Source organism: Paraburkholderia sp. (assembly GCF_035948235.1).
Taxonomy (GTDB): Bacteria; Pseudomonadota; Gammaproteobacteria; order Burkholderiales; family Burkholderiaceae; genus Paraburkholderia.
Genome location: NZ_DASZJJ010000029.1, coordinates 14451 through 32712, shown reverse-complemented (window position 1 = coordinate 32712; position 18262 = coordinate 14451). Strand labels below are relative to the sequence as shown.

Below are 18262 nucleotides of genomic sequence, written 5' to 3'. Positions count from 1 at the left end.
GTACAGCGTCACGCTGCTTTGCGCGTGCGCGGCGCTTGCCATACCCATCAGCCCCGTCGCTGCAACCCCGGTGGCAAGCAGTTTCTTGCGTAGCGTATTGCGTTTTAACATTTTGGAATCCTGATCGACTGGAGTGGCTTGAAATTGGTTGGATCAGTGCACTTCTTGTCGCGGCACGTCAGGGTGCGCGGATGCGGCGCATACGCGCCATCCGTGCGGGTTGCCGGCCTGGTCGTTCAATACGGGGCCGGCTTCGACGCGTCACGCGGACGTCGTTACGGGGATTGCTGCGGTAATACGGGAAGGACGTCTTGCCGGTGAGGCCAGTCAGGCGTGCAAGGGATAGAGCGGCGCGCCGTAGATCGGATGATCCGGATTGCAAGTTCAGGCTGTTGCTCGTTCACCGATTGCCTCTCCACATACCCGGTAGGGCTCGCAAGATTGTCCGGAATGTCTGTCAGACGGGGATTATTTTTGTACGGTCGTACGGAAACGTCACCCTGGGGGAAACGTGGGGGCGACACTCTAATTTTTATCGGGCGTATATACAGGCAGGGCAAATTGTCGTATGGGCGACAATTGAGGAGGGGTTGGTAAGAAACTGCATAGAGCGGTGGTTTATGCAGTTTGCAATAAATAATTCGGAGTCCGTTTTAAATAAGAGCGGCTCAGGACTTGAATGTATTGCCCACCACTTCGACAACGAAATCGATGACCGCGCGGATCGGCGGCGAGTGGCGCAGGTCGTCGTGCACCACGAGCCAGATGTCGCGCGAGAAAGCCTCGCCCGACCAGGGCAGCCGCTGGAGCGCCGGATCGGCGTCGCCCATGAACACGGGCAGGCCCGCCACGCCGACGCCTGTGCGCGCCACGGCCAGCTGGGTGGTGATGTCGCTCACCTCGCAGACGATGGGCCGCTCGCCCGCCGCCGCGCGTAGCCATTGCTCGTGGGGCATGTCCGCAAGACGCGCCTCATAGGCGATGAAGGCCCACTCGGCGGGTTGCTCGGCCTGAGCGTAGTCGCGGCTCGCGTAGAGCGCGAAGGGCATGGCGCCCAGCTTGCGCGTCACGTTGCGCGGCTCGTCGGGCCGTGCGAGCCGCACGGCAAGATCCGCTTCGCGCCGCCCGAGCGACACGCGCTGCGCTTCGCTCGCGATCGCCAACTGAATGCCGGGGTGCCGTTGTGAGAACGCCCGCAGCGTGGTCGCGAAGAAGTTGCTCGCGAGCACCGGCGGCACGCTGATTGTCACCTTGCCGCTCATGGGCGCCTGGGCCGCGCGAGCGAGACGCTCGATCGCGAAGGCTTCGGCCTCCATGCGCTGTGCCACCTCGACGAGCTGGCGGCCCGCTGCGGTCAACTGGCATGCGCGCGGCAGCCGGTCGACGAGGCGCATCTCGAGCTCCGCTTCCAGCGCGCCCAGACGCCGGCCAACCGTCGCGTGATCGACCTTGAGCTGCCGCGCCGCCGCCGAAAGACTGCCGGATTGCGCCACGGCGAGGAAAAATCGCAGGTTTTCCCAGTCGAACATCGGTGCATTTTCTCCCATAGGGTGTGCGCGTTTTGGGAATATTCGCACAGATCGGTTTGGCTTACCCTGACGTTTTCCCGTTCTGAGGCATTCCGATGCAAACATCGTCCACCGTATCGGCATCGCCCCGCGCTGGATTCGTGCAGGTCGCGGCGTGCCTGGGCTTCGTCGTGGTCTCGATCGACGTCAGTGTGGTCAACGTCGCACTCGATGCGCTGCGGGCCGCCTTTCACGCCGATATCACCGGACTGCAATGGGTCGTCAATGCCTACGCGCTGGTGTTCGCCTCGGCGCTCTTACTGGCGGGGGCACTGGGCGACCGCTTCGGCGCGAAACGCGTGTTCGTCGCGGGCTATGCTCTGTTCACCTGCGCGTCGACCGGCTGCGGCCTGGCGCCATCGCTGGCGGCGCTGATTGGCTGGCGCGTCGTGCAGGGCCTGGGCGCAGCGTTGCTGGTGCCGAACTCGCTTTCGGTGTTGCGCGAGGCTTTTCACGAGCCACTTGCCCGAGGCCGCGCAGTCGGCTGGTGGGCTGCGGGCGGCGGTATCGCGCTCGCGGCTGGACCGGTGATTGGCGGTCTGCTGATTGCCGCGTTCGGCTGGCGCAGTATTTTTCTTATCAACGTGCCAGTCGGCGTGATTGGACTCTGGATGACGATGCGCCACGCGCCATACTCGCGCGGCCATGCGGGGCGCAGCCTCGATCCGCTGGGGCAGGCAAGCGGCGCGCTGACATTGGCGGCGCTCGCGTTCGCGTTGACCGAGGCGAGTAGTCTGTCCTGGCAAAACCCGTTGATCTGGGGAGCGGTCCTGTTGAGTGTCGCCTCAGGCGCGGCATTCGTGTGGCTGCAGGCGCGCAACCCCGCAGCGATGCTGCCGCCGGCGCTGTTCGCGAATCGCGTGGTCAGCGGCACGACGCTCATCGGCCTGATCGCGAACCTCGTTTTTTATGGCATCGTCTTCACGCTCAGCCTGTTGTTTCAGGCCGTCTGGCATTTCACGCCCGAACGCACTGGCCTCGCCTTTCTGCCGATGATGGCGGTGCTCGTCGTCATGAACATCGCGGCGGGGCGGCTGGTGCACCGCATCGGCGCCCGCACGCTCACGATGCTGGGACTCTTGATCGCCATCGCCGGTTATCTGTCGATGTTGACCGCGCTTGCCGCGCAGTCCTATGCCTGGCTGATCGCGCCGATGCTGCTCGCAGGTGCAGGCATCGCGCTGGCGGTGCCGACCCTCACCAATGCGCTGCTGGCGGCGGTCCGGCGCGAGCAGTCGGGCATTGCGTCGGGGCTGCTCAATGCCGCGCGTCAGGTGGGCGGCGTGATGGGCGTAGCGCTGTTCGGCTTCTTAGTGCGCCACACGCAGCCCGTGCCGTTCATGCATGGTCTGGCGCAGGCGCTGGTTGTGTCCGCAACGTTACTGGCCGTGGCGGCGGGTATCGCGTGGCGCACGCTCGAGGCGCATGCCGGGCATCCAGCGCCGTGCGGCCCCGGCTCCGCGCCGCTGCATTGACCCCGCAGCCGATTGCAGGCGGTCGCGCCATGCCTGCGCATACATAGACTACATGGAGGCGCGGGTATGGGTTGCGCGCGCCGATCTGGCTATCTTTGTCTCCACGCAGCGGCTCTCGCGTACAAAGCGCAGAAACGCTACGACGATACCCACAATCCAGGAGACAGGAAAATGACGCAAGCCCAGCTTGCCGCGCTCACGCGGCCACGTCAGCCGGCCATTCCCCGCCACTGCAGCTTCGATTCCCGCGACTGGGAAATCCTGAGCCGCTACTGGCACCCCGTCGCGTTCGCGACAGACGTGCAGGACAAGCCGCTTTCCGTCACGCTGCTCGATGAAGCGCTGGTGGTGTACCGCACGCAGGGCCGCATCGTCGCAGCGCGCGATGTCTGCCCGCATCGCGGCGCGCCGCTGAGCCAGGGCTGGATCGACAACGGCAATCTGGTGTGCCCGTATCACGGCCTGGCCTATGAGGCGAGCGGCAAGTGCGTGCATATTCCTTCGCAGCCCGAAGGACCGATTCCCGAGCGCCTGTGCCTCACGACCTATGCCGCGCAGGAAGCGTATGGCCTCATCTGGGTGTCGTTGGGCGGCGGCGAGGTGCCGTTGCCCGAATTCCCAGCCTGGAATACCGAGGGCTATCAGCAGATCCTGCCGCCTTCGATCGATATTCACGCTTCGGCGGGACGGCAGACCGAAGGCTTCATCGACGTGGCGCATTTCGCGTGGATTCACCACGACAGCTTTGCCGATCGCCATAATCCCGTGGTGCCGCAATATACCGTCGAGCGCCGCCCGAACGGCCTGCGCGCCGAATACGTGAGTACGGTGAGCAATTTCCCCAAGTCGATGCAGCATCGCGCGCCGGAGGGCTTCGTGTGGCGCCGGGTGTTCGAAGTCGATGTGCCGTTTTTTGCGCGCCTTACGGTGCATTTTCCGGAAAACGGACGTCTTGCGATCCTGAACGCTGCGAGCCCAGTTTCAGCGCGCCACACGCGCCTGTTCGTGCCGATCGCGCGCAATTTCGATCAGGATCTGCCGCTCGACGATGTCTATGCGTTCAATCGTCAGGTGTTCGAGGAGGACCGCGCCATCGTCGAGCTGCAATGTCCCGAGGATCTGCCGATCGACCGCTCGCAGGAAGCGCCGATTCTCGCGGACCGGTCTTCGGGCGCCTATCGCCGCGCGTTGGGCGAGATCGGTCTGGGCCAGAGCTACGTGCGTTGAGGCGAAGGGGAGTACCGACATGAAAATCTGGGAATGCGTGATTTGCGGCTTTCGCTATGACGAAGCCGAAGGAATCCCCGAAGCAGGCATCGCGCCGGGCACGCGCTGGGAAGATGTGCCCGACGACTGGATGTGCCCCGACTGCGCGACAGGCAAGCATGACTTCGAAATGCAGGTGGTGGCATGAACGCGGCGATACAAGACAACGATAATCAGGATTCCATTGTAATTGTCGGAACAGGGCTGGCGGGCTATACGCTCGCACGCGAGTTGCGCAAGCTCGATGGCGAAACGCCTGTGCTGATCGTGAGCCGCGACGATGGCCGCTTCTATTCGAAGCCCGCGCTTTCCAACGCGCTGGCCACGCGCACTGAACCGCATGCGCTCGCGCGTTTCGACGCGCAGGCGATGGCGCAGCAGTTGAATGCGCGCGTCTGGACGCATCGGCAAGTCGAACGCATCGTGCCGCATGAACATATGATCGTCGTCGATGGGCAGCCTCTGCGTTATCGCGCGCTGGTGCTGGCGACCGGCGCGGACCCGCGCCGCGTGCAGGTCGATGGCGATGGCGCGGCCGATGTGCTGTCGGTCAACGATCTGGGCGACTACGCGCGCTTTCGCGAGCGGCTGGCGGCGTGCCGCTCGATGGCGCTGCTGGGCGCGGGGCTGATCGGCTGCGAGTTCGCCAACGATCTGCTGGGCGCCGGCTACGCGGTGACGCTGGTCGATCCCGCGCCCGTGCCGCTCGCGCGTTTGCTGCCCGTCGAAGCGGGCGAGGCTTTTGCGCGTGCGCTCGCGGCGGCGGGCGTGGACCTGCGCCTTGGCCGCGGCGTGCAATCGATCGTCAGGCGCGAGCCGGGCTATCGGTTGAGCTTGAGCGATGGCGCGACGATCGACGCCGATCTGGTCGTCTCGGCGGTTGGCCTCGTGCCGCGCACGTCGCTGGCGAGCGCGGCGGGCCTGCAGATCGAAGGCGGCATCGCCACCGATGCGTGGTGCCGCACGAGCGCGCCCGATGTCTATGCGCTCGGCGATTGCGCGGCGATTGAAGGGCGCGTGCAGCCTTACGTGCTGCCGATCATGCACGCGGCGCGCGCGCTTGCGCAGACGCTCGCGGGCACGCTCACGCGCGTGACGTTTCCGGTCATGCCCATCGTCGTCAAGACGCCGGCGGTTCCCGCCGTGGTCGTGACACCCGATGATCCGCAAGGCCGCTGGACGGTCGAGGCGGGCACGCATGACGGCGCCCACGCCGTACGCGCGATCTGCGCGGACGAAGCGACGCAGCGCATGAGCGGTTTCGCGCTGCTAGGCGCGGCGGTTGCCGATAAGGCAGCGTTGCTTAAGTCGATGTCAACGGGCACGTAATATCGATTAGTAATGCAAATAATCAACACGCAATCACCCTCTTCGACAGGCAGCTTCGGCTGACCGACCCCTGTCGCGCTCGCGTAGCGACGCCCGCTTGAATCCTGTCGCGGGCTGTCGATACGAGGCGTTTTGCACCGCGAGCCGCGCTCGCGGTGTTTTTTTCGCTGGATTCAACGGATCAATCCCTTCGCAACACCGGCCACCAGATGACGCAACCACACCGCTGCCGTGCTGCGATGGGTGCGGTCGTGCCAGAGCTGGTAATAGGTGAGCGCACGAGGCTCACCGGGCAATGGCTCGATGCGTAGTGGCAGCAGATTGCAATAATGCGTTGCCAGCGCGCGCGTGGTCGTGAACAGCAGGTTCGAGCGCATCAGCACATAAGGCGCCATGCCGAAATACGGCAGCGTGGTTGTGACATTGCGCGACAGGCCGTTGCGCGCGAGTTCGGCGTCGATCGTGCCGAGACCCGTGGCGTTGTGCGTCGTCACGGCCAGATGCTCGGCTTCTTCGTAGATGGCCTGACTCAGCGTGCCGGGTTTGACCGGATGTTGCGCGCGCATCAAACACACCAGATCGTCCTTGCAAAGCGGCTGCAGATGCAGATGCTCGGGCGGCGTGCGCCAGTTGCCGATCACCAGATCGAGCGTGCCGCTTTCCAGCCCGTGTCCGTAGCCGCCATCGACCATCATCAGATGCTGGAATTCGATGCGCGCGCGCGGCGCCTGGCTATGAAATGCATCGACGATGGCGGGCAGGAAAAACACGTCGAGATAATCCGGCGAGCCGATCAAAAACGTGCGCCGTGTGGTGGCGGGATCGAACGCGGTGGTTGGGTTGAGGATCGCGGCAATGCCTGCGAGCGCCTGTGCGGCCGGCTCGATCAGCGTGAGGGCGTGGCTCGTGGGGACCATGCGGCTGCCGCTGCGCACCAGCAGCGGATCGCCCGTCATCGCGCGCAGGCGGCGCAACGCAACGCTCACGGTGGGCTGCGACTGGCCGAGCAACGCTGCAGTACGCGAGACGCTGGCTTCGGTGACGAGCGTATGGAGAACCTTGAGGAGATAGGAGTCGATGACTTCCCGGGACATGCGAACCGCCGATGTTGTAGACACTTGTTCTTGTTGTATACGTGTCGATATATCGGTTCGTCAAATCAGGGAAATCGCCTGGGTGGCGTGCGAAGCCGCGCCGAGCGGGGTTCATGATGCAGGGCGCATCCCAGGTATGTTGGGCAAGATATGGACGTTTGAATAAGTCTGCTGGAATTGATGTCCGGAAAATTTGGGATGAAGTTCAAATGGCATCCCAGCCTGAACTATTGTTCCCTGACAAACAACGGTATTTCAAAGAGCCCCGAATCATTGTCCTGTCGAACGACGCGGGGTATAAGGCTTGACGATCTTTAAAAGGTCACACCACGGCTCGTCTCTTTTATATTCCATGTCTGCGGGCCGTATCTCCACGTAATCAGCAAGGAGGCAACGCCTATGGCCCAGTTGCAGACGGCATTACCGGACATACCGGGAAGACAGGCGTACTTCCTCGACGTGCCAGGCATTGCAAGCGCGGAGCGATTGTCGGTCGTTGAATTCAGCGCCACCGAAAAAATGGGCGAGCCCACCGAAGTCAGCATCACCTTCACCCACCCGCTCCAGCTTCCGCGCACCGATTACCTGAATCTAGACGCGTCATTCACGATTGTGCCGGACGATGGCGCGCCGAAGAAAATCTCCGGCTATCTCGATAAGTTCTCCACGATCCAGCAGACAAACGATTACACGATGTACCGGCTCGTATTGAAGTCGCATTTCGCACGGCTTCTGGGCATAACGAACTCGCAGACGTTCCAGCATCTCAGCACGCCGCAGATCATCCACAAGATCCTGCGCAGTCACGGCATCAAGGATCACCAGATGGCGTTCCGCCTGCGGCGTCAGTACCCCAGGCATCTGTGGCGCTTCCAGTATCAGATGACGGATTTTTCATACGTCCAGATGCTGATGCAGAAGTCAGGCATCTATGCGTATATCGTCGAGACGGAATACGGCGACCAGGTCGTCTTTGGTGACGACATCGATCACTACATCTACGATCCCCGCCTGATCGTTCCGTACCGCGAAGCTGCCGGTCTGGAATCCGCTGGCATGGAAGCGATCACGTCGATCAGGACGCACAACATCACAGTGCCGCAGTCGTACACCGTCGCCGAATACAACCCGGAGGCCGCATGGGAGCGATTCAGGGATAGCGCCAATCTGGCGCCGCAAGATCCGACCACCTACGGCCAGCCCTACATCTACGGTACGAATCACCTCGATCAGACGGGGGCCCAGTGGGAGGCCCGACTCTGGCACGAGGCCGCGCTCGCGCGCCAGGTGGTGTATGAGGGCGAGAGCAATGTGCTCGAACTGCAGTGCGCGCGCGTGCTGGAAACAGATATCGTGCTGCCCGATGCGCCGCAGGGTCAGGTGATCGTCGAGGTCACGCACAGCGGCGGGCGCGACAAGCCCTACACCAACCACTACAAGGCGATTCCTGCCGACCGGCGCTTTCGTCTGGAAATGCGGCCAGATACCTGGACAAAAATCGCCGGCACACTCAGCGCGCGCGTGTGCAGCCCGGATAAATACACCTACGGCTACTTAAACTCCGTCGGCTATTACGTGGTGCGGCTCGATGCCGATTTCGGCAACTGGCCCAATGGCGGCGAGAGCGTGCCGCTGCGCCTGGCTAAACCTTTCGCCGGCAAGCTGCAGACCGGCCTGCATTTCGTCGCGCTGGATAACGACGAGGCAGTGATCTCATTCAGGGATGGGGATCCTGACAAGCCCGAAATTACCGGATTTCACCACCACAGCCAGGCGCGTGATCTGGTGACGAATGACCGTCGCTGGCTCTCGCGCAACATGATCCGAACGCAGAAAAATAACAAGCTGCGCATGGAGGACTGGGCCGGGCAGGAAGGCATCAAGCTAAGCACCGAGCACTCGGGCAAGTCGCAGTTGAACCTTGGTTATCTCGTCAACAACAAGCTCGAGTACCGCGGTGAGGGGTATGAACTCCGGACATCGGGCTATGGCGTGAGCCGCGCGGGCAACGGTCTGCATCTCACGACCTATGATCGGCCGGCCGCCACCGGCAAGCAGCTCGACATGCAGGAGACGATTGCGCAGCTAGAGAGCGCGCTGGCCACTGCAAAGGCGCTTGCAGCGTCGGTGTCCAGCGCCAAGGCAGAGCCTGCCGATATCGATGCCCAGCAGCAGATGAAGGACGATTTCGATGGTCTGAAGAAACCGGGACTGCTCATGAGCACGCCGGAGTCGGCTGGCATCGTCGCAGGTCAGGGCATTCAGTTCACGGCGCAGGATAACTTCAGCGCGGTGACCGGCAAAAACGCCGACTTTACCGCGCTCAAGCATTTCACGGCAACTGTCGGCGAAACGCTTTCACTGTTCGCGCAGAAGCTGGGCATCAAGATCTTTGCCGCGAAGGGATCTGTGGAGATTCAGGCGCAGACCGGCCCCATGGCGCTTACTGCTGCCAAAGACGTCGACCTCGGCAGCGTCAACGGAAAGGTCAACCTCGCTGCAGCGAAGGAAATCCTTCTCGAATGCGGCGGCGCATTCGTTCAGATCAAGGACGGCAGCATTACGCTTGGTGGCCCGGGCGATCTGTTTCTCAAGACGATCACAGTACAGAAGAAAGGCAACGCGTCCAGAAACTCCATATTCCCGGTGATGCCTGGTGGTGCACTGTTCGATGAAGCTTTTCTACTGAAAGACGAGCATACCGGTGAAATACTGATCGGACGCAGGTACAGGATCAGGCGCCATGACGGAAGCTATGAAGAGGGGGTGACCGACGATACCGGGCATACCCATGTGGTGACGACCGCGCGCCCCGAAAAGCTTGCAGTTGAAGTGGAAAAAGAATAGTTGTGAAGTATCGTGAATATAGTTAATTACCGCGTTATACGGTTTGATATATAAATGGAGAAGGTATGGTAGATGCATCTGATTCGAATTGGGTGGTGTGCGGTCGCGCAGAAACCTCCCCTGTCGCGAACACGAATCGAAAGGAGGTTGTCGTTCCGTCGATGAAGTTGCTATTTCTGCTTTTCTGGGTAAAGGGGAAATTTGGTGATCCGCTTTTTACGGAGGCGCCAAAGACGAGGATGCGCAACATAAAAAATAGCAGCTGGTTTAATGAAAAAATACATGAGGTGCATTGTCCTGATATTGAGGATCTATCAGATATATTGGACATTATTCCGCGTTATATTGAAAAATATGGAGGAAAATCGGCCGTTAAAATCAAAGAGGTTAGTATCAATTCTCATGCTGGGCAAGACGGTCCAATCGGGAGTATTGATAATCCTAAGAAATTCAGCTTTAATACATCAACCGAGATCGGCCAGATGACGATGGAAGGCTGGCAGTCAATCGACTTTAACTGGTGCGCAGACAGTCCACGTTTTGTTATCTACGGTTGTGATTCGGCCCTCGAACATCCCCCTGAAGATCGTCCTAAAGCGATGCACTTTAGGAGTTTTGCCAAGGCACTCTCAGCTGCATCAAATTATAAAGATGTCGAGGTATGGGGGCAGTCGACGAAATCCGTTCCTTCATTTCTACCGGACTATCGGGTTACCTCACTGGATCGAGATATATACGCGGGAGGGAGTTTTATAGAGCCAGGTTGGAAGATTGGCAATACCTACCAGATCGCCGCGCATATGCACGGTGGGACGAAGGCGACATTATTGAGAGATGCTGAGTATTTGCCAGAATCCCTGAGGAGACACGTTCTCGCCCACGCCGAAGACATGCATTGTTATAAGAATGGAAACAAAATTCGATCAATAAATCAGGGCTATTTCAATGATCATCGCAAGAAGGCGTAATTTATTAGTCAATAGTCTGTTTGGGCTGATGCTGTTGTTCGTAGTCGTCGTTCTTCTGAATTTTTTCAGATTTTCTGAGCCACCCTTCGTGATTACAGGGGATGCAGATGTTCTTAGAAAACTGCATATCAATGTTTACATGGATCGAGATGAGGGATCTCATTCATGGCGGACCATTTTTTTAAATGGAAAGACGTATAGCGTAAACAATCAAAATGTAGATAGATTCGTAGTTTACGTTAATTTCAACAATGAATTATTTATTGATTACTCTTATGATAATATAGCGAAAATGGTTGGCGATGCTAGTGTGGCGCCCAACACTCTGTTGTTCTGTAAGATTAATTCAAATATATTTCTATCTGACAGTATCAAGAAGTGCAGTGAGATGAATGGCGGTGAACCTGGTTTGCGGAAATTGATCCCCCTTGGGGATGCGATAGGTCGAGATTTGTCTGAGGCTAAGAAGTATCAGAATATAAAGAGCGAGGTGGACGAGAAATCCTATGTTCTCGATCAAAAAAAATCGTTTTTCGAAGTTGTGACTTCTGGGAATTAATTTGGATTGAGTCGCCAGAAAAGCGTAAAAGGCCGATGTTGACGGCATATGAAATTCACGCGTCATGAACGTCGAGACGTTTTAAGTGGAGCCGCATCATTGCATTCATACGGCGCCATCCCGTTGCGATTGCGAAGGATGATGCTCTCGTGCAAGACATTTGGCTGGCGCCTGCTTGCGGAAGCGTATATCGAAAACTGCAGAAGGGGGCGAACTGAAGTTGATTCTAAATGTCGTCGCGCATCCATGCCGCTATCGCTCGCAATGCCTCCGATGCGTTCTGGCTAGTGAGGGAGGACGACCTGCCGGCACATCGCTTACGATGCGCCGACACATCAGTATCAGGCCGACATAAGGCTTCTAAACATTACTTCAAACCAGCAGATCCTCATAAAACGCCCCAAAAGGCCGGGTCGGATGGGCGATCTGGATTTCCAGAATCCACAAGCCCGCAGCGGGCGCCTGATCGAAATCGCCGAGATTGCCGGCCTTATAGATCGCGTGCGGAAAGTCACTCACGCGATGGCCCTTGATGTCCACGTTCAAACGCCAGCCATGCGCCTGCGCGCGCGTCGCCGCGTAGTCGTAAAGCGCCGCGCCGCTGCAACCGGTGCTGCGCCAATGCGCGGCCACTTCCTCGTAGACGATCTTTGCGGCGTCGGCGCAGGCGTGCATCTCGCCATCGTCGCCGGTCACGAAAGTCGCGCCCGCATCGCCCTCGTGACGGTCCCAGACCACGCCCAGATCGACGAAGAAAATGTCGTGCTCGCCCAGCGCGGGATCGCTCTGCGAGCGCTCCTTGAAGGTGCGCAGCGTGTTCTCGCCAAAGCGGATCAATACCGGATGCCAGATGCGGTCCATGCCCATCTGTTGGAGAATGGCGCGGCCTTGCGCGTTGGCTTCGGATTCGAGCATGCCGGGCTTGATGGCCGCGGCGATGTTCTCGACAGCCTGCCAGGTCTTGACGCGCGCATGTTCCATCGCTGCTGCTGAAAACGGCGTGCCTACGGCTTCGCGGGTGTCGCTGTTCACTTGTGTGGACTCCATCGTCTGGTTATCGGTATCAATATATTCTCGCGTATATAGCGAAACTTTGACAGCGACCTTGCAGCGATGGATGCCTTAGCTTTCGTTAGCGCCGGTGGCGGCGATGTTGCCGGGGTTACGGATCGGCATGCGGAACGTGAAGCGCGTTTCGGCTTCGTCGGACTTCAGTTCGACCGCGCCGCCATGCGCGCGCGCGATCTCGGCGACGATGTAGAGGCCGAGGCCCAGGCCGCGCTGTTCCTCGCGCACATCGCCGCGCGTAAACGGCGCGAACAGCCGCTCGTGGATTTCGCGCGCAATCGGCGGTCCCTGATTGCTCACGCTCAGCACAAGGCCATCGTCGTCGCTGACGGTGACCGCGACCGGTTTGCTCTGCGAGCCGTAAGTGAGCGCGTTCTTGAGCAGATTGGAGAGCATGCGCGCCATATAGACCGGGTCGGTCGCTACGGGCCGCGTGAGCGAAAGCGTCAGGTCGATCTGACGCATCGGATGCGCCAGGCGCAGTTCATCGACGGTGTGGCGCAGGGACGCTTCCAGCCCGCTTTGCGTCAGGCGCAGCGGAATGCCATCAACGAGACGGCTGCGGCTCGCGTCAGAAAAATCGTCGATGAGCGCCGTCATGTGACGCACGCTACGGCCAATGGTCTCGGAGATCGCGCGTTCGCGTTCGTCGAGCTTGCCCAGCCGCAGCAGGCGCGCGCCCGCGCCAATGGCCGCGAGCGGGTTGCGCAGGTCGTGGCCCAGCACGGCGATCGCCTGAATGGCGTCGCGATTTGTGTCGCTGCGGGACTCACTGTGAGCGTCGTTATTGCGTTGCGGATCGGTGTTCCTCGCGCTTTGCGTCGCGCCGTGCGCGTCGAGATCCGATGCCGCGCTGCGCAGCACGAACTGATGCCGATCGAGCATGTCGCGGGTGGCAGCGGCGTCGAGGCCGTCTTGCTGATAGCTGCACATGCAGATGAGGCGGCGCCCGCGCACCAACTGCTGCACGCTCGATTCATAGCCGAGAAAGTCGTCCCATTGCGTGCTCTCGACCCACGAACAGTTGCCATTGGTGCGCAGCCCGCGATAGCCCGCGGCGAGCGCCTCGCGTTCGCGTTCCATGAGCCCTTCGATGAGCGCGTCGGCGCGCAGCGCTTCGCCTTTCGCGTAGAAGCTGCGCACGTCCTGGATCTCGATCTGGCCTTGCTGCTCGCGATCGTCGAGATCGGGCACGACTTCACGCAAGGCGGCGCGCGCATCGTCGGCGCTGAACGGCGCTTCGGTCACCCACAGGCAGCGCTCGTGATTCTCGATACCCGCCTGAAAGTAGGGTACGAGGGTGTCGCGCAGATCCTCGGCCGAACGGTAAAGCTGGCCGATATGGCTGCCCCACGAGAGCAGCGGCAACGACGGCAGGCCCGACGGCGCGTGGGTTTGGGCGGATTCTTCTTGCATGGGAGCGACAGAGTAAAAGGCGTGCCATCGGCGATGGCTTCGAGGCGGCAATACGCGGTCGCCGCCTCACATCTCAATATACTCCGTCTGATACGTCGCGCGACGTCAGAACGGGGTCATTCTGCCGTTTCTTTCGTGCTGCTTCGGTAAATATTGCAGATTTGATGCGGGATGGATTTTCAGGGCGATCTCTTTAACGTTGCTGCGGGAAGGTGGCGCGTTTCACGCACCGAAAGCGGATGCCAGAGCCGCGCGCCGCCTTCGATGCCGCGATCGTTCGGCACGGTCGCGACGTTGGGCGGCAGATCGAAGTCAAGCCGCTGCGCGTTGCCGCCGCCGATCCAGAGCTTGTCGTAATGCACCAGCGATTCGAGAATGCCGATCACTTTCTGCACGCGTTGGTTCCAGCGCTTGTTGCCCGCCTTGCGGCGCGCGGCGTCGCCGATATATTCGTCGTACGCGTGTTTCTTGCTGACCGGATGATGCGCGAGTTCGAGATGCGGCATCAACTCGCCGTCGCGAAAGAGCGCCGTGCCCGCGCCGGTGCCGAGCGTCAGCACGAACTCCAGGCCTTGACCTTCGATAGCGGCGAAGCCCTGCATCTCCGCGTCGTTGATGAGGCGCACCGCGCCAATGCCCAGGCGCTCGCCCAGCATTTGCGCAAGCGGCACGTTGTTCCAGTCTTCCAGGCCAAGATGCGGCGCCGTCAGCACATGGTTGTCGCGCACGAAGCCGGGAAAGCCGATCGAAACGCGTGTGGGCGAATATTGTTCGATGAGCGGTGCGACCAGCGTATGCAACGTGTCGACCAGCACCGCAGGCGGGCAGGGATGCGGCGTCGCAATGCGAACGCGCTCGGTGCGCATATGGCCTTGCGCATCGACGATCGCGGCTTTCAGGCCTGTTCCGCCGATGTCGATGGCAAGAATGTTTTCGATCTTCGGCGTGGCGGTTTTCTTCGCGCTGCGCGTCGTATTTCCCTTCGCGACGCTCTTCGTGCGGCTCGTGGTTTTTGTGCTGGTTTTAGCACTCGTTTTAGCGCTCGTTTTTGTGATCACACGCTACTCCGCAATGGTCTTACTGCTTTTTGGGTTGGGCAGGCGTTAGCGTACGCCATGCGCGGCCGTCCTGCGCGAGCAGCGCATCGGCTTCTTCCGGTCCCGCGCTGCCCGACGCGTAGGCGTGAACGGGGACGCTTGCGCCGTCCTTCGGATGCAGCACGCCGTCCACGGCGGCCCACGTTGCTTCGATACTGTCGGCGCGCTGGAACAGTGTTGCGTCGCCGAGCATGCAGTCGTACAGCAAGGTTTCGTAGCCCACGTTGGCGTGCGGCGCAAAGAAGTCGTCGTAGTCGAACGACGAACGCACCGCGCCGATCTCCATCACTGGCCCCGGCGTCTTCACATTGAAATCGAAGCTCGTGCCGTGCGAGGGGTCGATGCGCAGCGTCAGCACGTTGGGCGTCAGGGCATCGACGGGCGTGTCGCGAAAGAGGCGAAACGGCACGCTCTTGAGTTGCACGCAAATCTCCGTGCGCCGCGCCGCCAGACGCTTGCCGGTACGCAGATAAAACGGCACGCCGGCCCAGCGCCAGTTGTCGATATAGACACGCGCGGCGGCATAGGTTTCGGTCTGGCTGTCTTTCGCCACATTCGGTTCGTCGCGATAGGCCACGCCCTGCGCGCCCGCTTCAACGCCTTTCGCGTACTGCCCGAACACCACGTCCTGCGGCGTGAGCGGTTTGAGCGCGTCGAAGATTTCGGCCTTCTTGTCGCGCACTGCCTCGGCGTCGAATGAATTGGGCGGCTCCATCGCGATCATGCCGAGCAACTGGAACAGATGGTTGGGTAGCATGTCGCGGAACGCGCCGGTCTGCTCATAGAAACTGCCGCGTCCTTCCACGCCGATCACTTCGGCAGCCGTGATCTGCACGCTGTCGATGTACTCGCGCCGCCAGATCGGCTCGAACAGCGCGTTGGCGAAACGCACGGCCAGAATGCTCTGCACCGTGTCCTTGCCGAGAAAATGGTCGATGCGATAGATCTGCGATTCCTGCGCGAAATCGAGCAGATGCCGGTTGAGATCACGCGCAGAAGCCAGATCGGTGCCGAAGGGTTTTTCGATCACGATGCGCCGGAATGCACCATCGTCGCCTTCCTCTTCTTTGAGCAGGCCCGCTTTGCCGAGCCCTTCGATGATCGGCTTGAAAAAGCGCGCACCCACGGCGAGATAGAAGACGACGTTAGTTTTCGTCTTTGCGTCGCCGTTCAATTCTTTGGCGAGTTGCTGATACAGCGCAGTGTCTTCGAATTCGCCGGCGCGATAGTCGAGGCGCTGTGCGACCCAGTTCCATGCGTTGTCGTCGAGCTTGCCCGCGTGGAAGGTGCTGGCCTTGTCGGCGGCGAACTGTTCGAGCGCGGCATGCAGATCGTCGCGCCATTGCTGCGTTTCGCGTGCGCCGTGATTGACGCCGAGGATGCGCATGCCGTCGTCGAGCAGACCGTCGACGGCGAGGTTGTAGAGCGCCGGCATCAACAGGCGTTTAGTGAGGTCGCCGCCCGCGCCGAAGATGACGAGCGTGCAGGCAGGCGCGCGATGCTTGCCGGCGGGCGCAGCGGACGGCGCCGACGCATCGTGAAGATGAACGGGCACCTTGGCGCTCGCGCGCGCGGCGGGGGCGGGGGTGGGAGAGGCTTCGGCGGGCGGGTTGGTAGGCATGATTTCGCTTTGGCTATCCGGTTCGGGAGAAGGGCTGACCTGGGGTGACCTGTCATCGTCAGCAAAATCGATACCTTGAATGACAACGCAGAGCGCCTTGCGGTTCCATCGGCGCGATGTCGCCATGCGTAGGCATTCTGTAAATTCGCGTAAGCCAGAACGCGTAAAACGCCTTCTTATGGTGCGTCGCAGCGCTTGTCGGGCATCTCTTGTCCAGCTTCACGGAGTTGTATCGCAAGCTGAGGTAGCCTGCGCAAAGCGCCCGATTTGTTGCGTGTCTTGTGGGCCGAATCCAGCGGTATAGCGACTGTTATCTTGACCAGATGGAGTGAAACGATGGCAACGAAGGAAGCAACGCTCTATGTCTTGCAGGCCCGCCCCCCCGCGATCATCGCGCTGTGGCCGGATGGCACGCACGAAGTGGTGCTGGCGAACCTCACGCGCACGCCCGATGGCATCAAGGTCGATGCCGAAAGCGAGGTGGTGTACTGGACCAATATGGGCACCGGTATTCACCTGATCGACGGCGATCCGGCGCCAGGCGCGCTGCCGCCGAACGACGGCACCATCGAACGCGCGAATCTCGACGGCAGCGGCCACGAAGTGCTGGTGGCGTCGGGCCTCGCGGGCACGCCCAAGGAGCTCGTGCTCGACAAGGAAAGCGGCCACCTCTACTGGTGCGATCGCGAAGGCATGCGCGTGATGCGCGCGCGCCTGGACGGCAGCGACGTGACGGAACTGGTTCGCACCGGCAATTTCCCTGCCGATACCGAAGACGCCACGCGCCACTGCGTGGGCATCGCGCTCGACAAGGCCAACGGCCATGTCTACTGGACCCAGAAGGGGCCGCCCGATGCGGGCCAGGGGCGCATCTTCCGCGCGGGCATCGATTTGCCCGCAGGCGCGGATCCGGCGCAACGGCCCGATATCGAATGCCTGCTGGCGGATCTGCCCGAGCCGATCGATCTGGATATCGACCATGCCAACAGCGTGCTCTACTGGACCGACCGTGGCGACGACGCGCACGACGGCAATACGCTTAACCGCGCGCACATCACCGCCGGCGGTCTGATCAACCGCGAAGTGCTGGCGCGTGAGTTGAAGGAGGGCATTGGCGTGTCGCTGGACGCGCGCGGACGCCGTGCGTTCGTGACCGATCTGGGCGGCAACGTGCGCGAACTGGATATCGACACGAAGGAAACGTCGCACTTCACCACGGTCGCGCATCTGGGGCCGCTTACGGGCATCGACTACATCGATAGCTGAGCGTTTGTCGATGCGGCTGCCCGAGCGTATTCACGCGCCGGGCAGTCTGCGCACGCTTCAGGTCAGCGAATTATTGGCATAGGCCGCCGCGCCTGGGCGCTCGCTCAGGCGCTCAAAATACGCGTTGACGGCTGCGAGTTCCGGCTTTTCGAACGGCGTGCCCAGCCATCGGTTCACAGAGAGACCCACCGGAATATCGGCCAGCGAAAAGCTTGCGCCCGCAACGAACGCGCCGGTTTCCTGCAGGCGCGCATCGAGAATCCGCATATGGTGCGTCCATTGTCCTATCGAACGCTCGATTTCCTGTGCGTCCTGATGCGCCGCCGACTGCCGCACGAGACCCAGAAACGCATAGCTCCACGAGCGGTTCAGATCGGTGGCCTGCCAGTCCATCCACTGATCGACGCGCGCCCGCGCAAGCGGATCGGCAGGATAGAGAGGCTCGCCGCCATAGCGCCCGGCAAGATAACGGATGATCGAGTTCGATTCCCACAGCACGAAATCGCCGTCCTTGATGACGGGCACGAGCGCATTGGGATTGAGCGCCAGGAATTCGGGCGTTTGCGTGGAGCGAAAGCCGGAACCCCAATCTTCGCGCGTGAAGGGCAGGTTCAGTTCGGTGCACGTCCACAGTACCTTGCGCACGTTGATGGACGCGGTCTTGCCGAGAATCTCGATCATGTTGGCG

At 60.9% G+C, this 18262-nt stretch carries 15 protein-coding genes; 8 read left to right on the top strand and 7 right to left on the bottom strand.

Annotation, left to right across the window (positions count from 1 at the left end):
- Nucleotides 1-668: 668 nt before the first annotated feature.
- Complete coding sequence (locus VG320_RS01770) at nucleotides 669-1547, bottom strand: LysR family transcriptional regulator (RefSeq protein ID WP_327198462.1); 879 nt, start codon at nucleotides 1545-1547, stop codon at nucleotides 669-671.
- 77 nt (nucleotides 1548-1624) lie between these two features.
- Here VG320_RS01770 and VG320_RS01765 point away from each other — a divergent pair, with 77 nt between their 5' ends.
- From VG320_RS01765 to VG320_RS01750, 4 genes are all read left to right on the top strand, one after another.
- The gene (locus VG320_RS01765) at nucleotides 1625-3043 is read left to right on the top strand and encodes an MFS transporter (RefSeq protein ID WP_327198461.1); all 1419 of its coding nucleotides are present in this window, start codon (nucleotides 1625-1627) and stop codon (nucleotides 3041-3043) included.
- A 171-nt stretch (nucleotides 3044-3214) separates the two neighbouring features.
- Nucleotides 3215-4270: an aromatic ring-hydroxylating dioxygenase subunit alpha gene (locus VG320_RS01760; RefSeq protein WP_327198460.1), complete on the top strand. Its 1056-nt coding sequence runs from the start codon at nucleotides 3215-3217 to the stop codon at nucleotides 4268-4270.
- 19 nt (nucleotides 4271-4289) lie between these two features.
- Entirely contained in the window at nucleotides 4290-4457 is a 168-nt protein-coding gene (locus VG320_RS01755; RefSeq protein WP_103705617.1) for a rubredoxin, read from the top strand.
- Complete coding sequence (locus tag VG320_RS01750) at nucleotides 4454-5638, top strand: NAD(P)/FAD-dependent oxidoreductase (RefSeq protein ID WP_327198459.1); 1185 nt, start codon at nucleotides 4454-4456, stop codon at nucleotides 5636-5638. Before VG320_RS01755 ends, VG320_RS01750 begins: the two co-directional genes overlap by 4 nt.
- Before the next feature lie 173 nt (nucleotides 5639-5811).
- Here VG320_RS01750 and VG320_RS01745 read toward each other — a convergent pair whose 3' ends face one another.
- Complete coding sequence (locus VG320_RS01745; RefSeq protein ID WP_327198458.1) at nucleotides 5812-6732, bottom strand: LysR family transcriptional regulator; 921 nt, start codon at nucleotides 6730-6732, stop codon at nucleotides 5812-5814.
- Nucleotides 6733-7131: 399 nt separating this feature from the next.
- Here VG320_RS01745 and VG320_RS01740 point away from each other — a divergent pair, with 399 nt between their 5' ends.
- The 3 genes from VG320_RS01740 (at nucleotide 7132) to VG320_RS01730 (ending at nucleotide 11106) form a co-directional block, all read left to right on the top strand.
- Complete coding sequence (locus VG320_RS01740) at nucleotides 7132-9579, top strand: type VI secretion system tip protein VgrG (protein WP_327198457.1); 2448 nt, start codon at nucleotides 7132-7134, stop codon at nucleotides 9577-9579.
- 65 nt (nucleotides 9580-9644) lie between these two features.
- Nucleotides 9645-10547, top strand: a complete 903-nt coding sequence (locus VG320_RS01735; RefSeq protein WP_327198456.1) for a hypothetical protein — start codon at nucleotides 9645-9647, stop codon at nucleotides 10545-10547.
- A complete protein-coding gene (locus VG320_RS01730) occupies nucleotides 10525-11106 on the top strand; it encodes a hypothetical protein (RefSeq protein WP_327198455.1) in 582 nt (193 codons plus the stop codon). The genes VG320_RS01735 and VG320_RS01730 overlap by 23 nt, the downstream gene beginning before the upstream one ends.
- Nucleotides 11107-11478: 372 nt before the next feature.
- Here VG320_RS01730 and VG320_RS01725 read toward each other — a convergent pair whose 3' ends face one another.
- The 4 genes from VG320_RS01725 to zwf all read right to left on the bottom strand — a co-directional run bounded on the left by VG320_RS01725 (nucleotide 11479) and on the right by zwf (nucleotide 16308).
- Nucleotides 11479-12138: a M24 family metallopeptidase gene (locus tag VG320_RS01725; protein ID WP_327198454.1), complete on the bottom strand. Its 660-nt coding sequence runs from the start codon at nucleotides 12136-12138 to the stop codon at nucleotides 11479-11481.
- Nucleotides 12139-12228: 90 nt separating this feature from the next.
- Nucleotides 12229-13590, bottom strand: coding sequence for an MEDS domain-containing protein (locus VG320_RS01720; protein WP_327198453.1), 1362 nt, complete (start codon nucleotides 13588-13590; stop codon nucleotides 12229-12231).
- 179 nt (nucleotides 13591-13769) lie between these two features.
- A complete protein-coding gene (locus tag VG320_RS01715) occupies nucleotides 13770-14528 on the bottom strand; it encodes an ROK family protein (protein ID WP_327198463.1) in 759 nt (252 codons plus the stop codon).
- A 139-nt stretch (nucleotides 14529-14667) separates the two neighbouring features.
- The gene (gene zwf, locus VG320_RS01710) at nucleotides 14668-16308 is read right to left on the bottom strand and encodes a glucose-6-phosphate dehydrogenase (RefSeq protein ID WP_327198452.1); all 1641 of its coding nucleotides are present in this window, start codon (nucleotides 16306-16308) and stop codon (nucleotides 14668-14670) included.
- A 336-nt stretch (nucleotides 16309-16644) separates the two neighbouring features.
- On the opposite strand from zwf, the gene VG320_RS01705 reads away from it, so the two are divergent.
- Complete coding sequence (locus VG320_RS01705; RefSeq protein ID WP_327198451.1) at nucleotides 16645-17574, top strand: hypothetical protein; 930 nt, start codon at nucleotides 16645-16647, stop codon at nucleotides 17572-17574.
- A 57-nt stretch (nucleotides 17575-17631) separates the two neighbouring features.
- On the opposite strand, the gene VG320_RS01700 is transcribed toward VG320_RS01705, so the two are convergent.
- Complete coding sequence (locus VG320_RS01700; RefSeq protein ID WP_327198450.1) at nucleotides 17632-18255, bottom strand: glutathione S-transferase; 624 nt, start codon at nucleotides 18253-18255, stop codon at nucleotides 17632-17634.
- Between the last annotated feature and the right edge of the window lie 7 nt (nucleotides 18256-18262).

What these genes read in the sequence shown, in the direction of transcription:
- VG320_RS01770 (WP_327198462.1), bottom strand. Translation starts at nt 1,547, where the DNA reads ATGGGAGAAAATGCACCGATGTTCGACTGGGAAAACCTGCGATTTTTC.
- VG320_RS01765 (WP_327198461.1), top strand. Translation starts at nt 1,625, where the DNA reads ATGCAAACATCGTCCACCGTATCGGCATCGCCCCGCGCTGGATTCGTG.
- VG320_RS01760 (WP_327198460.1), top strand. Translation starts at nt 3,215, where the DNA reads ATGACGCAAGCCCAGCTTGCCGCGCTCACGCGGCCACGTCAGCCGGCC.
- VG320_RS01755 (WP_103705617.1), top strand. Translation starts at nt 4,290, where the DNA reads ATGAAAATCTGGGAATGCGTGATTTGCGGCTTTCGCTATGACGAAGCC.
- VG320_RS01750 (WP_327198459.1), top strand. Translation starts at nt 4,454, where the DNA reads ATGAACGCGGCGATACAAGACAACGATAATCAGGATTCCATTGTAATT.
- VG320_RS01745 (WP_327198458.1), bottom strand. Translation starts at nt 6,732, where the DNA reads ATGTCCCGGGAAGTCATCGACTCCTATCTCCTCAAGGTTCTCCATACG.
- VG320_RS01740 (WP_327198457.1), top strand. Translation starts at nt 7,132, where the DNA reads ATGGCCCAGTTGCAGACGGCATTACCGGACATACCGGGAAGACAGGCG.
- VG320_RS01735 (WP_327198456.1), top strand. Translation starts at nt 9,645, where the DNA reads ATGGTAGATGCATCTGATTCGAATTGGGTGGTGTGCGGTCGCGCAGAA.
- VG320_RS01730 (WP_327198455.1), top strand. Translation starts at nt 10,525, where the DNA reads ATGATCATCGCAAGAAGGCGTAATTTATTAGTCAATAGTCTGTTTGGG.
- VG320_RS01720 (WP_327198453.1), bottom strand. Translation starts at nt 13,590, where the DNA reads ATGCAAGAAGAATCCGCCCAAACCCACGCGCCGTCGGGCCTGCCGTCG.
- zwf (WP_327198452.1), bottom strand. Translation starts at nt 16,308, where the DNA reads ATGCCTACCAACCCGCCCGCCGAAGCCTCTCCCACCCCCGCCCCCGCC.
- VG320_RS01705 (WP_327198451.1), top strand. Translation starts at nt 16,645, where the DNA reads ATGGCAACGAAGGAAGCAACGCTCTATGTCTTGCAGGCCCGCCCCCCC.
- VG320_RS01700 (WP_327198450.1), bottom strand. Translation starts at nt 18,255, where the DNA reads ATGATCGAGATTCTCGGCAAGACCGCGTCCATCAACGTGCGCAAGGTA.